The sequence below is a fragment of the Streptomyces nodosus genome, from assembly GCF_008704995.1.
Classification (GTDB): Bacteria; Actinomycetota; Actinomycetes; order Streptomycetales; family Streptomycetaceae; genus Streptomyces; species Streptomyces nodosus.
Genome location: NZ_CP023747.1, coordinates 3,511,711 through 3,525,083, shown reverse-complemented (window position 1 = coordinate 3,525,083; position 13,373 = coordinate 3,511,711). Strand labels below are relative to the sequence as shown.

Annotated in this window: 15 protein-coding genes; 11 read left to right on the top strand and 4 right to left on the bottom strand. The window is 71.8% G+C overall.

Features of this window, described 5'->3' with window-relative positions; all coding sequences use genetic code 11:
• Window positions 1-21 precede the first annotated feature (21 nt).
• Genes CP978_RS15890 through CP978_RS15865 form a run of 6 tightly spaced genes read left to right on the top strand, consistent with a single transcriptional unit; the run spans window position 22 to window position 4,126 of the window.
• Entirely contained in the window at window positions 22-480 is a 459-nt protein-coding gene (locus CP978_RS15890; RefSeq protein ID WP_043441490.1) for a cupin domain-containing protein, read from the top strand.
• Window positions 477-1,745, top strand: a complete 1,269-nt coding sequence (locus CP978_RS15885) for a beta-ketoacyl-[acyl-carrier-protein] synthase family protein (protein ID WP_150478232.1) — start codon at window positions 477-479, stop codon at window positions 1,743-1,745. Before CP978_RS15890 ends, CP978_RS15885 begins: the two co-directional genes overlap by 4 nt.
• Window positions 1,742-2,986 (top strand): ketosynthase chain-length factor, encoded by a 1,245-nt coding sequence (locus tag CP978_RS15880; RefSeq protein ID WP_043441484.1) that lies wholly within the window; start codon window positions 1,742-1,744, stop codon window positions 2,984-2,986. Before CP978_RS15885 ends, CP978_RS15880 begins: the two co-directional genes overlap by 4 nt.
• 48 nt (window positions 2,987-3,034) lie before the next feature.
• Window positions 3,035-3,292, top strand: coding sequence for an acyl carrier protein (locus CP978_RS15875; protein WP_043441481.1), 258 nt, complete (start codon window positions 3,035-3,037; stop codon window positions 3,290-3,292).
• A 1-nt stretch (window position 3,293) separates the two neighbouring features.
• Window positions 3,294-3,773, top strand: coding sequence for an SRPBCC family protein (locus tag CP978_RS15870; RefSeq protein WP_043441478.1), 480 nt, complete (start codon window positions 3,294-3,296; stop codon window positions 3,771-3,773).
• 20 nt (window positions 3,774-3,793) lie between these two features.
• Window positions 3,794-4,126: a TcmI family type II polyketide cyclase gene (locus tag CP978_RS15865; RefSeq protein ID WP_043441474.1), complete on the top strand. Its 333-nt coding sequence runs from the start codon at window positions 3,794-3,796 to the stop codon at window positions 4,124-4,126.
• Window positions 4,127-4,245: 119 nt separating this feature from the next.
• Here the strand turns inward: CP978_RS15865 and CP978_RS15860 are convergent, their stop codons facing one another.
• Both CP978_RS15860 and CP978_RS15855 read right to left on the bottom strand, forming a co-directional pair.
• The gene (locus CP978_RS15860) at window positions 4,246-5,298 is read right to left on the bottom strand and encodes a methyltransferase (RefSeq protein WP_052454139.1); all 1,053 of its coding nucleotides are present in this window, start codon (window positions 5,296-5,298) and stop codon (window positions 4,246-4,248) included.
• A 70-nt stretch (window positions 5,299-5,368) separates the two neighbouring features.
• A complete protein-coding gene (locus CP978_RS15855) occupies window positions 5,369-6,430 on the bottom strand; it encodes a right-handed parallel beta-helix repeat-containing protein (RefSeq protein WP_043441467.1) in 1,062 nt (353 codons plus the stop codon).
• A 286-nt stretch (window positions 6,431-6,716) separates the two neighbouring features.
• On the opposite strand from CP978_RS15855, the gene CP978_RS15850 reads away from it, so the two are divergent.
• From CP978_RS15850 to CP978_RS15840, 3 genes are read left to right on the top strand one after another with little or no spacing between them, the layout of a single operon-like run.
• On the top strand, window positions 6,717-7,379 hold the full coding sequence (locus CP978_RS15850; protein ID WP_079162165.1) for a rhomboid-like protein: 663 nt from the start codon (window positions 6,717-6,719) through the stop codon (window positions 7,377-7,379).
• Between the two features lie 10 nt (window positions 7,380-7,389).
• Window positions 7,390-8,799 (top strand): NAD(P)/FAD-dependent oxidoreductase, encoded by a 1,410-nt coding sequence (locus CP978_RS15845; protein ID WP_043441464.1) that lies wholly within the window; start codon window positions 7,390-7,392, stop codon window positions 8,797-8,799.
• Window positions 8,800-8,842: 43 nt separating this feature from the next.
• Window positions 8,843-9,319 (top strand): GNAT family N-acetyltransferase, encoded by a 477-nt coding sequence (locus CP978_RS15840; RefSeq protein WP_043441461.1) that lies wholly within the window; start codon window positions 8,843-8,845, stop codon window positions 9,317-9,319.
• A gap of 41 nt (window positions 9,320-9,360) precedes the next feature.
• Here the strand turns inward: CP978_RS15840 and CP978_RS15835 are convergent, their stop codons facing one another.
• Window positions 9,361-9,741 carry a VOC family protein gene (locus CP978_RS15835; RefSeq protein ID WP_043441458.1) on the bottom strand — a complete coding sequence of 127 codons (381 nt, stop codon included), beginning with the start codon at window positions 9,739-9,741 and terminating at the stop codon, window positions 9,361-9,363.
• Window positions 9,742-9,810: 69 nt separating this feature from the next.
• Window positions 9,811-10,494 carry a pentapeptide repeat-containing protein gene (locus tag CP978_RS15830; RefSeq protein ID WP_227745381.1) on the bottom strand — a complete coding sequence of 228 codons (684 nt, stop codon included), beginning with the start codon at window positions 10,492-10,494 and terminating at the stop codon, window positions 9,811-9,813.
• A gap of 280 nt (window positions 10,495-10,774) precedes the next feature.
• Between CP978_RS15830 and CP978_RS15825 the strand changes: the two genes are divergently transcribed.
• A complete protein-coding gene (locus tag CP978_RS15825; RefSeq protein ID WP_043441455.1) occupies window positions 10,775-11,749 on the top strand; it encodes a zinc-binding dehydrogenase in 975 nt (324 codons plus the stop codon).
• A gap of 88 nt (window positions 11,750-11,837) precedes the next feature.
• On the top strand, window positions 11,838-13,343 hold the full coding sequence (locus CP978_RS15820; RefSeq protein ID WP_043441452.1) for an MFS transporter: 1,506 nt from the start codon (window positions 11,838-11,840) through the stop codon (window positions 13,341-13,343).
• Window positions 13,344-13,373: the final 30 nt, after the last annotated feature.

Below are 13,373 nucleotides of genomic sequence, written 5' to 3'. Positions count from 1 at the left end.
CACACCAACGGAGGAATCGACGTGATCAAACCCCGTCCCAGAATCGTGGATCTCAGCGAAATCGATCCCAACCGCAGACGCGGCGGCGATCTGCGCGCCATGCTCACCCCGGCCACGGTCGGCTCCACCAGCGGTTTCATGGGTGTCGCCATCATCCAGCCGGGCGAGCGTATCGGCGAGCACTACCACCCGTACTCCGAGGAGTTCGTGTACGCCGTCTGCGGGAAGCTGGAGGTGGATCTGGACGGCGACCCCCACCCGCTGCGGCCCGAACAGGGGCTGATGATCCCCGCCTATATGCGGCACCGCTTCCGCAACGTCGGTGACAGGGAGGCCCGCATCGTCTTCCATCTGGGTCCGCTGGCCCCGCGCCCGCAGCTCGGCCATGTGGACACGGAGGAGAACGAGGTCGCCCTCGCCGCGGAAGGAGCCGAGGCGGGCGGTGCCCGGTCGGCCGACCGAGGTCAGGTCCGTTCATGACCCGGCGCGTGGCGGTCACCGGCATAGGCGTCGTGGCACCGGGCGGCATCGGCGTCCCGGCGTTCTGGGATCTGCTCGCCAACGGCCGTACCGCGACGCGGGGCATCACCTTCTTCGACCCTTCCGGGCTCCGCTCGCGGATCGCCGCCGAGTGCGACTTCGACCCGGCGGCCCACGGGCTGGACCCGGAGCAGACCGAGCGTGCCGACCGGTACATCCAGTTCGCCCTGGTCGCCGGGGAGGAGGCGGTACGGGACGCCGGCCTCGACCTCGCCCGGGAGGACCCCTGGCGGGTCGCGGTCTCCCTGGGGACCGCGGTCGGCGGCACCACCCGTCTGGAGCACGACTACGTCCTGGTCAGCGGCGGCGGGCAGCGCTGGGACGTGGACCACCGCAAGGCGGGTCCCCATCTGCACCGTGCCTTCTCGCCCAGCACGCTGGCGTCGATGGTGGCGGAGCGCTTCGGGGCCCGCGGGCCGGTGGGGACCGTCTCCACGGGCTGCACCTCGGGCCTGGACGCGGTCGGGTACGCCTTCCAGGCGGTCGAGGAGGGCAGGGCCGACATCTGTGTGGCGGGTGCCTCGGACTCGCCGATCTCCCCGATCACCATGGCCTGCTTCGACGCCATCAAGGCCACCTCCCCCAACAACGACGACCCCGCCCACGCCTCCCGTCCCTTCGACAACAACCGTGACGGGTTCGTCATGGGGGAGGGCGGCGCGGTGCTCGTACTGGAGGAGCTGGAGCACGCCCGGGCCCGCGGCGCCCGGGTGTACTGCGAGATCAGCGGCTACGCCACCTTCGGCAACGCCTACCACATGACCGGGCTGACCAGCGAGGGTCTGGAGATGGCGCGGGCGATCGAGGTGGCGCTCGATCACGCACGGCTGGACGGCTCCGCGATCGACTACGTCAACGCGCACGGCTCGGGCACCCGGCAGAACGACCGGCACGAGACCGCCGCGGTGAAACGGGCCCTCGGACAGCACGCCTACGACATCCCCATGAGCTCCATCAAATCCATGGTGGGCCACTCCCTCGGCGCGATCGGCGCGATCGAGGTCGTGGCCTGCGTACTGGCCCTGGACCGCCAGGCCGTCCCGCCGACCGCGAACTACGAGACCCCGGACCCCGAGTGCGACCTGGACTATGTGCCGGGCGTCGCGCGCGAGCGAAGACTCGGCAGCGTGCTCTCCGTGGGCAGCGGGTTCGGGGGCTTCCAGTCCGCGGTGGTCCTGACCGGGCCGAGGGAGAGGACACGATGAGCGCAGCGAACGAAAGGCGCGCCGCCGTCACCGGAATTGGCGTCGTCGCGCCCAACGGAACGAGTCTCGACACCTTCTGGAAGTCGACCAGGGAGGGCCTGAGCGTCCTGGACCGCGTCACCCGCGACGGCTGTGAGCATCTGCCGCTGAAGGTGGCGGGTGAGGTCCGGGCCTTCGAGCCGTCGTCCGCCGTCGAGGAACGCCTTCTGGTGCAGACCGACCGGTTCACGCACTTCGCGATGGCCGCGGCGGACCTCGCCCTGGAGGACGCCCGGCTCGGCCGGGACGTCGCCGACGACGCGCCCTTCTCCCTGGGCGTGGTCACCGCGGCCGGGTCCGGCGGTGGTGAGTTCGGCCAGCGGGAGCTGCAGCAGCTGTGGGGAAAGGGCAGCCGTTACGTCGGGCCGTACCAGTCCATCGCCTGGTTCTACGCGGCCAGCACCGGCCAGATCTCCATCCGCCGCGGGTTCAAGGGCCCCTGCTCGGTGCTCGCCGCGGACGAGGCCGGCGGTCTGGACGCCCTCGCGCATGCCGCGCGGACCGTGGAACGCGGCACCGATGTGATGGTCGCCGGTTCGACGGAGGCACCGCTGGCCCCCTACTCGGCGGTCTGCCAGCTCGGTTACCAGGAGCTGAGCACCGACGCCGACCCGGCCCGGGCCTACCGCCCGTTCACCGCCGGGGCCTGCGGTTTCGTGCCCGCCGAGGGCGGCGCGATGCTCGTGGTGGAGGCGGAGTCCGCGGCCCGCGACCGGGGCGCCCGGGTACGGGCCTTCCTCGCGGGACACGCGGCGACCTTCACCGGGGCCTCCCGCTGGGAGCTGTCCCGGGAGGGGCTCGCCCAGGCGATCCGCGGCGCCCTGGACGAGGCCGGCTGCGCCCCCGAGGAGGTCGACGTCGTCTTCGCGGACGCCCTCGGCCTGCCGGCGGCGGACCGCGCCGAGGCGCTGGCCATCGCCGATGTGCTGGGGGCGCACGGCCGGCGGGTGCCGGTCACGGCGCCCAAGACCGGCATAGGCAGGGGCTACTGCGCGGCGCCCGTACTGGACACCGCGGCGGCGGTGCTCGCGATGGAGCACGGCCTGGTCCCGCCCACCCCCAACGTCTTCGACATCTGCCATGACCTCGACCTGGTGACCGGTCGTGCCCGTGCCGCCGAGCTGCGCACGGCGCTGGTCCTCAGCCGGGGACTCATGGGATCGAACACGGCGCTCGTGCTGCGGCACGGCGCGGCCGCCTAGTGCCGCGTCAGCCGACGAGGCCGCCCTGGAGCAAAGGAGAGGAATCGCATGAGCGACCGAATCACCGTGGAAGAACTGTCCGAACTGATGAAGAAGGCCGCCGGGGTCACCGTCGCGCCCCAGGAACTCGAGGAGCGGCGCGACTCCGGCTTCGACGCCTTCGGCATCGACTCGCTGGGTCTGCTGGGCATCGTGGGCGAACTGGAGAACAGGCACAACGCCCAGATGCCGCCCGACGCTGAGCGCTGCAAGACCCCCCGGCAGTTCCTCGACCTCGTCAACAGCACACTCATGGCAGGAGCCTGACATGGCCGGACATACGGAGAACGACATCGTCATCGCCGCACCGGTGGACCTGGTGTGGGACATGACCAACGACCTGGAGAACTGGCCGCGGCTGTTCAGCGAGTACGCCTCCTGCGAGGTGCTCTCCCGGGAGGGGGACCGGACGACGTTCCGGCTGACCATGCACCCCGACGAGAACGGCACGGTGTGGAGCTGGGTCTCGGAGCGGGAGACGGACCGTGCGGCGCTCAGCGTCAAGGCCCGCCGGATCGAGCCCGGGCCCTTCGCGTACATGGACATCCGCTGGCGGTACGAGGAGGTGCCGGACGGGACCCGGATGGTGTGGACACAGGACTTCGAGATGAGGCCGGAGGCGCCCGTCGACGACGCCTGGATGACCGACAACATCAACCGGAACTCCAAGGTCCAGATGGCTCTGATCCGGGACCGCATCGAACAGGTCGCCGCCGCGCACCGGCCCGCGCCGGCCCTGAGCGACTGACCCGGACGGAGGACAGGCCCATGCACCAAGCCCTGATCGTCGCCCGGATGGCTCCGGGGACCGCTCCGGACATCGCCAAGGTGTTCGAGGAGTCCGACCGGGGAGAGCTGCCGCATCTCGTCGGGGTCACCCGGCGCAGCCTCTTCCAGTTCGGGGACGTCTACATGCATCTCGTCGAGTCCGATCGCGAGCCCGGCCCCGCCATCGCCAAGGTGGCCCAGCACCCCGCCTTCCGGGACATCAGCGAGCGGCTGACGGCGTACGTCAGCGCGTACGACCCCGAGACCTGGCGCTCCCCGAAGGACGCGATGGCACAGCGCTTCTACCACTGGCAGCGCGGCTCCGTCGCCTGATCCGTCCGCACCGCCACCAGTCGCCGGGCCCGCGTCAATCGTGGGCCCGGCGGCCGTCGGCAGGGGGGACACGGCCCCGCGCCGACCGAGGCGGAGCACGCCGGGCCGGTCGGGGCGGATCATGCCGGGACGGTGCATTCGAAGGCGTGCAGATAGGGGTTGACCGGGCGGATCGTGTCGATCACCAGGCCCGCGCCGGTCAGCCGGTCGGTCATGCTCTTCGTGGTGTGCTTCGCCCCGCCGACGTTGAGCAGCAGCAGCAGGTCCATGGCGGTGCTGAACCTCATGGAGGGGGTGTCGTCGACCAGGTTCTCGATGACCACGACCCTCGCCCCGGGGCGGCCCGCCCCGATCACATTGCGCAGGGTCCGGGCGGTGCTCTCGTCGTCCCACTCCAGGATGTTCTTGATGATGTAGACATCGGCCCTGACCGGGATGGCCTCGCGGCAGTCGCCGGGCACGATGCGCACCCGGCCGGCGAGGGAGCCGCCCTCACGCAGCCGGGGGTCGGCGTTCTCCACCACCCGCGGCAGGTCCAGCAGGGTGCCCTGCATCGAGGGGTATTTCTCCAGCAGGCTCGCCACCACATGCCCCTGGCCGCCGCCGATGTCGGCGACCGAGGAACTGCCGGACAGATCGAGGAGTTCGGCCACGTCCCGGGCGGACTGCACGCTGGAGGTCGTCATGGCCCGGTTGAAGACATCGGCGGACTCGGGGGCGTCCTCGTTGAGATAGGTGAAGAACTCCTTGCCGTACAGGCCTTGGACGACATTGCGGCCGGTGCGCACCGCCTCGTCCAGCTGGGGCCAGGCGTCCCAGGTCCAGGGCTCGGTGCACCACAGCGAGATGTTGCGCAGGCTGTTCGGGTCGTCCTCGCGCAGCAGCCGGGACATCTCGGTGTGCTCGAAGGTGCCGTCCTCCCGCTCGGTGAAGACGCCGTAGCAGGACAGGGCCCGCAGCAGCCGGCGCAGCGGGCGGGGCTCGGTCTTCACCGCGGCCGCGAGGTCCTCCACGGGCATCGGTCCGTCCCCGAGCGCGTCGGCCACGCCCAGTCGGGCGGCCGCGCGCAGGGCGGCGGCGCACGCCGCCCCGAAGACGAGCTCCCGCAGCCGCATGGACGGCGGTGGGGCGGTGCTCGCGGTCGTCGCTGAGGCAGGGGTTGCGGTCGTCATGTGCCGCTCTTCCTCTCTGGGTCCTTGAGTCGGTGGCCGCTCTCCGGCCCTCGAGCCGGTGGCCGGACGGTCAGCACAGTCCCGAGGGTTTGGAGGACTTGCAGGAGTTGTCCTGGAAGGTGTTGTCCTTCCCGGTGTCCGCGTTGACGAGGTCCGCCGGGGTGTTGCGCATCAGGGTGTTGCCGCTGACCTGGTTCTTCTCGCTCAGGGCGCCCACCATGCTCTTGAAGAGCACGATGCCGCCGGAGAACGGGGAGACGCCGGTGCCGGCCTGGTCCGTGACCACGTTCCGGGTGACCAGGGCGCTCTCGGTGCCGGTCAGCACGATCCCGGCCCCCTGGACCTCCGGCAGCCGGTCGGCCTTCGGGCAGGACTTGTTGTTGCCGTGGACGAAGTTGTCGCTCACGGTCAGGGCCCCGCCGCGTGGCTTGTTCTCGTCGCCGACGACGAACACCGCCGCGCAGTTCTTGGTGAAGTCGTTGTTGGAGACGGTGAGGTTCCGCAGCCGCCGCAGGGTGACGCCGACCCGGTTGTCCTCCAGCTGGTTGCGTGCGACCACCGTGCCCCGGGTGTCCTGGGCCCCGCCCTCGGCGTCGGTCATATTGGCGAGGAACAGGCCCGCGTTGTCGCTGCCGCGGACGGTGTTGTCCAGGAACGTGCCATGAGTGGAACGTTCCTGTGCGATGCCCCACTGCTTGTTCTGCTCGGCGCTCACCTGGCGGACGGTCAGCCGGACGGTCCGTGTCGCCCACAGTCCGTTCTTGGCGAAGCCGGACAGGGTCAGCGCCTCCACGGTGGCGTCCTCGACCGGGTGGCCGTCCGTCCCTTCCACACAGATACCGCTGCCCGCTCGCGCACAGGCGTTCGAGTTCGGGCCCGGTGTGATCACGGTGCTCGGGCCCACACCGCGCAGGGTCACCCCGGACTTGGTCATCCGGACGCTCTCCCGGTAGGTGCCGCCGGTGAGGAGAATGGTGTCTCCCGATCTGGCGGCGTCCACCGCCTTCTGGATCGACTGCCCGGGACGCACCACATGGGTGTCAGGACCCGCGGCGGTCGCGGCCGTGCAGCCGATCCCCGCCCCGGCGAGCGTCGCGAGGCAGGCGACGTAGCGGATGTGGCGTTTGATCATATTCTGTACGCTATGACCTGATGAGCCGTTGAACGCCGGATCGGCCATCCGGCGGCGTGTCTATGGATGCCGCCGTCGCGAGGCCGCGGAGCGCCGGAGCGACGTGCGAGGGCGGGGCCGGCGTGATGAGGGCGGGGCTCCGTGGTCGAAGTCGGTGTCACCCCACTGCCGTAGCCCCGCGCCGCCGGTGCGGACCACGACCGGGCCTACAGCGGCCGTCGAACGCCTCTGCGGGGCGGCCGGCTCGCTGGGCGCATCGATCACATGTCCGACCATACTTGCCCTTATGGGCAGGGCCGGAAGGACCAGGCGGGTGCTCGGGGCGGCGGTGGCGTACGTCCGCAGTGCGCCCGGGACCTACCTCTGGCTGGCGATCCTGTTCGTCACCACCGTCGCCCTGCACCATATGACGCCGCGGTTCGAGGAGGACTTCCTGCGCCAGCGGTCCACCAACATCGACGAACTGTCGTCCGACCCCGTGCGGGTGCTCATCACCAGCGCGATGTGGATCGACGGGCACTGGCTGCCGTACGCCGTGCTCTACACGGTCTTTCACGCACCGGCGGAGCGCTGGCTGGGCACCGCGCGCTGGCTGGCCGTCTGTGTCGCCGCCCATGTGCTGGCCACGCTGGCCAGCGAGGGCGCGCTGCTGCTGGCGATACGGGGCGGGGCCGCCCCGCGCTCGGCGGCGGGCACCCTGGACATAGGCGTGAGTTACGCCCTGGCCGGGGTGGTCGCCGTGCTGGCGTACCGGATCGCGGTGCCCTGGCGCCAGGTGTATCTGGCGGTGGTGGCGCTGGTGTACGGCGTCCCGCTCGCCCTGTCCGTCACCTTCACCGATTTCGGACATGCCATCGCGGTGCTGGTCGGTCTGGCGTGCCGTCCGCTGACCCGGGGGCGCGGAAAACCATGGAATCCGAAGGAGACACTGACCACTCTCAGGGGTTAACGTCCGCCTCATGAGCAGCAGCGCAGTGAGCGGGACCGTCAACGGCGGCGTGTCCTTCTGGTACGCCGACGACGGTCTTCCCGTGCAGCGGGATCCCCTCGCCGGGGACGAGTCCGCCGATGTGGTGGTCGTCGGCGGCGGCTACACCGGTCTGTGGACCGCCTACTACCTGAAGAAGGCGGCGCCCTTTCTGCGGATCACCGTGCTGGAGCAGAAGTTCTGCGGCTACGGCGCCTCCGGGCGCAACGGCGGCTGGCTCTACAACGGCGTCGCGGGCCGTGAGCGGTATGCGAAGCTGCACGGCCATGAGGCCGCCGTACGGCTGCAGAAGGCGATGAACGCGACGGTCGCCGAGGTCGTACGGGCCACCCGGGAGGAGGGCATCGAGGCCGATGTGCACGTCGGCGGTGTCCTGGAGGTGGCGTACACGCCCGCACAGCTGGCCCGGCTCAAGGAGTTCCACGCACGCGAGCTGTCGTACGGCGAGAAGGACCGTGAGCTGTACGGCGCCCGTCAGACCGCGGAGCGGATCCGGGTCGCGGACGCGGTCGGCTCCTCCTGGACCCCGCACGGGGCGCGGCTGCACCCGGTGAAACTGGTCAAGGGGCTCGCGGCGGCCGTCGAGGCGCTCGGTGTGACGATCCATGAGCGGACCCCGGTCACCGAGATCCGCCCCAAGCACGCGGTGACGCCCTACGGCACGGTCCGGGCGCCCTACATCCTGCGCTGCACCGAGGGGTTCACGGCGTCGTTGAAGGGCCAGCGGCGCACCTGGCTGCCCATGAACTCCTCCATGATCGCGACCGAGCCGCTGAGCCAGGAGCAGTGGGACGGGATCGGCTGGGAGGGGCGCGAGACGCTGGGCGACATGGCGCACGCCTATATGTACGCACAGCGCACCGCCGACGGCCGGATCGCGCTCGGCGGCCGGGGCGTGCCCTACCGCTTCGGCTCCCGCACGGACAACGACGGCCGCACCCAGCCCGCCACGATCGAGGCGCTCCACGACATCCTGGTCCGCTTCTTCCCGTCGCTGGCCGGGGTGCGGGTGACCCATGCCTGGTCGGGGGTGCTGGGGGTGCCGCGCGACTGGTGCGCCACGGTGACCCTGGACCGCTCGACGGGCCTGGGCTGGGCGGGCGGTTATGTGGGCTCGGGCGTCGCCACCACCAATCTGGCCGCACGCACCCTGTGCGACCTCGTCCAGCAGGACTCGGGGCAGGCGGGTCCGACCGAGCTGACCGCGCTGCCCTGGGTGAACCACCGGGTGCGCAAGTGGGAGCCGGAGCCGCTGAGATGGCTCGGGGTGCACGGCATGTACGCCACCTACCACACGGCGGACCGGCGCGAACGGCTGACGCACAGCGTCGAGTCGGCGAGGCTGGCCCGGCTCGCCGACCGGGTGGCGGGACGGCACTGACGCCCCCGCGGAGCCGGTGGGGCGGGTGTGTGAGACTGCGACCGTGATCCGTACCGCGACCCCCGCCGACGTCCCCGTCATCCACACCCTGATAGCTGAGCTGGCCGCCTACGAGAAGGTGCCCCACGAGGCACGCGCGACCCGCGAGCAGCTGCACGAGGCGCTGTTCGGCGAGCGCCCCGCGGCGTTCGCACATGTCGCCCAGGAGGACGGGGGCGAGGTCGTCGGCTTCGCCCTGTGGTTCCTGAACTTCTCCACCTGGCGGGGCGTGCACGGCATCTATCTGGAGGACCTGTACGTACGCCCCGGCGCCCGCGGCTCCGGCCACGGCAAGGCGCTGCTGACGGAGCTGGCCCGGACCTGTGTGGCCCGCGGCTATGAGCGCCTGGAGTGGTCGGTCCTCGACTGGAACCGCCCCGCGATCGACTTCTACGAGGCCATGGGTGCCCGCCCCCAGGGCGAGTGGACGGTCTACCGCCTGACCGACGAGGCCCTGACCGCTCTGGGCACACCGAAGTAGCCCCGCGGGCCCGGTCCTCCGGACCGGGTGACCGGCTCGGGTCAGGTGCGGACCCAGAGACAGAACGGGTGCCCGGCCGGGTCGAGATACACCCGCACGTCGTCCTGGGTCTGGTGCTGGGCAGGTGTGGCGCCCGCGGCGACCGCGTGGGCGGCGGCACGGTCGAGGTCGTCGACCTCGATCTCCAGGTGGATCATCATCTGCTGGTCGCCGGGGCCGGCGGGCCAGACCGGTCTGACGTAGGAGGTCTCGGTCTGGAAGGAGAGCCCCGGACCTCCTTCCGGCGGGGTGAGCTTGACCCAGTCGCGTTCCTGGCGCTCGACGGGCCAGCCGAGCAGCCGCTGGTAGAAGGCGGCCAGCTCATGGGCGTCGGGCGCGTCGAGGCAGACGGTCGACAGAGTCAGCCGTGGCGGATGGTTCACAGGGCCTCCCGGGGAGGACGGGGATCGATTCGACCGGGCCGGGTTCCGGTGCGGGGCTCGCGCCGCCGTTCAGTCGTCTCCGGTCACCCGGAGGCCCAGCGCGGAGGCCAGGGCGGGGGCCAGGCCCAGGAGTTGGGGGTGGGTGATCACCGCGCCGGAGAGGCGGTCCACCCCGCGGGTGATGTCCAGCTCCGCCGCACGGCGCAGGTCCACGTCCACCAGGGTCGCCGCGGTGAGGTCGGCGGCCTTCAGTACGCAGCCCACGAACGCGACCCGCTCCAGCCGGGCGTCCCCGAAGTCCGGCTCGACCAGGACACAGTCCTCGAAGACGACGTCCTTGAGCCGTGCCTTGCGCAGATTCAGATAGTCGATCTTGCCGCCGCGCACCAGCACCCGCTCCAGCACCGCGCCGTGCAGCTGCACCCCGCCGAGTCGGGCGTCCACCAGCTCCACATCGCGCAGGCTCGCCTCGGCGAGGTCCGTGCCCACGCCCCGGACGCCGGTGAGGACGCAGTCCAGCACCCGGGCGCGGCGCAGGGCCGTCTCGTCCAGCGCGCAGCCGGTCAGCGCGCAGTCCATGAAGCGGGCGCCCCCGGCGTCCTGCCCCGCGAAGTCGGTGTCCCGGAACTCCAGCCCGTCGTAGTCCCCGTCCGGTGCCAGCTCACCGTCCGCGAACGCCACCAGCTCCGGGAGCCGCACCTGGGGCCGCCGTGCCGCCTTCACCACCTGCTTGCTCCGCACCATGCCCCCCATGGTGCACCGCCCCACCGACAATCCCCCCGGGCGGTGCCCCCGGCGCCCGTCAGAGCGCATCCGGCTGTGCGCACGAGGTCCGTACCGCGTCGGCCCAGCCGTGACCGGCCTCGACGACGCCCCGCTCGGCGAGCCGTTGCCGCGCTTCTGCGATGGCCTGCGTCTTCGGAAGTATGACGGGCCGCGATCCCGGCCTCGTGCCCACCGTCACGCCTTGACCTCAGGTGCGCTTGAGGTTGAAGGGTGGGTTCTCGGACCACAGACACGAGGAGCCCACCCCATGCACGCGATCCGTCTGCACGCCTTCGGCCCCGCCGGGAATCTGCGCTACGAGGAGGTCGAGGACCCCGAACCGGGGCCGGGTCAGGTGCGCGTCGCCGTCGCCGCGGCCGGTGTGCATCTGCTGGACACGGCGCTCAGACAGGGGGCGACGGGCCCGGCGCCGGGCCCGGTGTCCCTGCCCACCGTCCCCGGGCGTGAGGTCGCCGGCACCGTCGAGTCCGTCGGCCCGGGGGTCGACCGGGGACTGCTCGGCACGGAGGTCGTCGCCCATCTCGGTTTCGCGCCGGGCGGCTATGCCGAACTCGCCGTCACGGAGGCCGACCGCCTGCACCGGATACCCGGGAACCTGGACCCCGCCCGGGCGGTCGCCATGATCGGCACGGGCCGTACCGCGATGGGGATCGCGCAGTTCGCCGACCTCGGCCCCGGTTCCGTGGTCCTGGTCCCGGCCGCCGCGGGCGGCATCGGCACCCTCCTGGTGCAGTACGCCGTGCACGCGGGTGCCACGGTGATCGGGCTCGCGGGCGGCCCGGAGAAGACCGTGCGGGTGCGGGAGAACGGTGCTCGCCTCGCGGTCGACTACACGGATCCGGACTGGGCGGCACGGCTCGGGGACTTCCGCGGCCGGGTCACCGTGGTCTTCGACGGCGTGGGCGGCGAGGTGGCGCGTACGGCGGTGGGGATGCTCGCGCCCGGCGGCAGGCACCTCGTCTTCGGCTGGTCCGCCGAGGGCATCGGGCGCGGCGGGCCGTATCTGGTCGAGGGCGTCTCCGAACAGGTGCTCGGCCCCGCGATGCTGCGGAGAACGGGCGGTGCCGACCCGTTGCGCACCCTGGAGACCCGGGCGCTCGCCGAGGCCGCGGCGGGGCGTCTGGTGCCGGCCGTCCAGCGCTTCCCGCTCGCCCGGGCGGCCGAGGCCCACCGGGCGCTGGAGACCCGGGGCACCGTCGGCAAGGTCGTCCTGGAGCCCTGAGCGCGGCGCCGGGGAAGGGGGTGGAACCCCCTCGAAGCACCGGAGTTCCGAAGGTGCGGTGTCCGGTGATCCATGGTCTTCTGGCCGGGTGAGCGCCACCAGCCCGGATGCCGGTGCGGCAGCCGACGAGGCCGATCCCCGCCGCTGGTGGATCCTGGTGATCATCGCGCTCGCCCAGCTGATGGTGGTCCTGGACGCGACGATCGTCAATATCGCCCTGCCGTCCGCCCAGCGGGACCTCGGCATCTCCGACGCCGACCGGCAGTGGGTGATCACCGCGTACACCCTGGCCTTCGGCGGACTGCTCCTGCTCGGCGGCCGGATCGCCGATCTTCTGGGCCGCAGACGGACGTTCGTCGTCGGACTGATCGGCTTCGCCGGGGCGTCCGCGCTGGGCGGCGGGGCCGGCAGCTCCGGCATGCTCTTCGGCGCCCGCGCGCTCCAGGGCGCCTTCGCCGCGGTGCTGGCCCCCTCCGCGCTCAGTCTGCTGACGACGACGTTCACCCACCCCCGGGAGCGCGGCAAGGCCTTCGGCATCTACGGGGCGATCGCGGGCAGCGGTTCGGCGATCGGGTTCATCGCGGGCGGGCTGCTGACCCAGTATCTGAACTGGCGCTGGTGCCTGTACGTCAACATTCCCGTCGCGGTCGTCGCCGTCCTGGCCGGCCTCGCGCTGCTGGACGGCGGCCCCGGCCAGCGGGGTGCCCGCCTCGATGTGCCCGGGGCGGTGCTGGGCCCCGGCGGGCTGGTCGCGGTCGTGTACGGCTTCAGCGAGGCCGAGCCGCGGGGCTGGACGGATCCGGTGGTGCTGAGCCTGTTCGCGGTGGGCGTGGCCCTGCTCGCCGCGTTCGTGTGGTGGCAGACCAGGGCACCGCACCCGCTGCTGCCGCTGCACCTCGTCCACGACCGGGACCGGGCGGGCTGCTTCGCGACGATGGCGCTGGCCGTCGTCGGGATGTTCGGCCTGTTTCTGTTCATGACCTACTACCTGCAGATCGTGCTGGGCTATTCGCCGCTCAGGACGGGCCTGGCCTATCTGCCGCTGACGGCCGCGACCATCGTGGGCTCGACGCAGGTCTCCGCCCGGCTGCTGCCCCATGTGGCGCCGCGCGCGCTGATGGTGCCGGGGCTGCTGCTGGCGGCGGGCGGACTGGTGGTCCTCACCCGGATGACGGTGCACTCCGACTACACCACCGAGATCCTGCCCGGCCTGGTGCTGATGGGACTGGGGATGGGCCTGACCTTCATGCCGATCTTCGCCACCTCGACCGCCGGGGTCGCCCCGCACGACTCGGGGGTGACCTCGGCCACCGTCAACACCGCACAGCAGGTGGGCGGTTCCATGGGCACGGCGCTGCTGAACACCATCGCGACGACCGGCAGCACCGCGTATGTCGCCGCCCGTCTGGGCGACCCCGCCCGCAAGGCGCTGGTGGTCCGCGAGGGCATGGTGCACGGCTACACCGTCGCGATCTGGTGGGCGGCGGGCGTCATGCTGCTGGCGGGCCTGGTCGCGGGCCTGACCATCCGGGTGAAGCCCCCGGCCCACGGTGCCGCCGGGGCGGCGCTGCCGCAGGGCGCGCGGCGCCTCTGACCGTCGGCCGCGCCCGTGGACGCACCGGCT

What these genes read in the sequence shown, in the direction of transcription:
- CP978_RS15885 (WP_150478232.1), top strand. Translation starts at nt 477, where the DNA reads ATGACCCGGCGCGTGGCGGTCACCGGCATAGGCGTCGTGGCACCGGGC.
- CP978_RS15880 (WP_043441484.1), top strand. Translation starts at nt 1,742, where the DNA reads ATGAGCGCAGCGAACGAAAGGCGCGCCGCCGTCACCGGAATTGGCGTC.
- CP978_RS15875 (WP_043441481.1), top strand. Translation starts at nt 3,035, where the DNA reads ATGAGCGACCGAATCACCGTGGAAGAACTGTCCGAACTGATGAAGAAG.
- CP978_RS15870 (WP_043441478.1), top strand. Translation starts at nt 3,294, where the DNA reads ATGGCCGGACATACGGAGAACGACATCGTCATCGCCGCACCGGTGGAC.
- CP978_RS15865 (WP_043441474.1), top strand. Translation starts at nt 3,794, where the DNA reads ATGCACCAAGCCCTGATCGTCGCCCGGATGGCTCCGGGGACCGCTCCG.
- CP978_RS15860 (WP_052454139.1), bottom strand. Translation starts at nt 5,298, where the DNA reads ATGACGACCGCAACCCCTGCCTCAGCGACGACCGCGAGCACCGCCCCA.
- CP978_RS15855 (WP_043441467.1), bottom strand. Translation starts at nt 6,430, where the DNA reads ATGATCAAACGCCACATCCGCTACGTCGCCTGCCTCGCGACGCTCGCC.
- CP978_RS15850 (WP_079162165.1), top strand. Translation starts at nt 6,717, where the DNA reads ATGGGCAGGGCCGGAAGGACCAGGCGGGTGCTCGGGGCGGCGGTGGCG.
- CP978_RS15845 (WP_043441464.1), top strand. Translation starts at nt 7,390, where the DNA reads ATGAGCAGCAGCGCAGTGAGCGGGACCGTCAACGGCGGCGTGTCCTTC.
- CP978_RS15830 (WP_227745381.1), bottom strand. Translation starts at nt 10,494, where the DNA reads ATGGGGGGCATGGTGCGGAGCAAGCAGGTGGTGAAGGCGGCACGGCGG.
- CP978_RS15825 (WP_043441455.1), top strand. Translation starts at nt 10,775, where the DNA reads ATGCACGCGATCCGTCTGCACGCCTTCGGCCCCGCCGGGAATCTGCGC.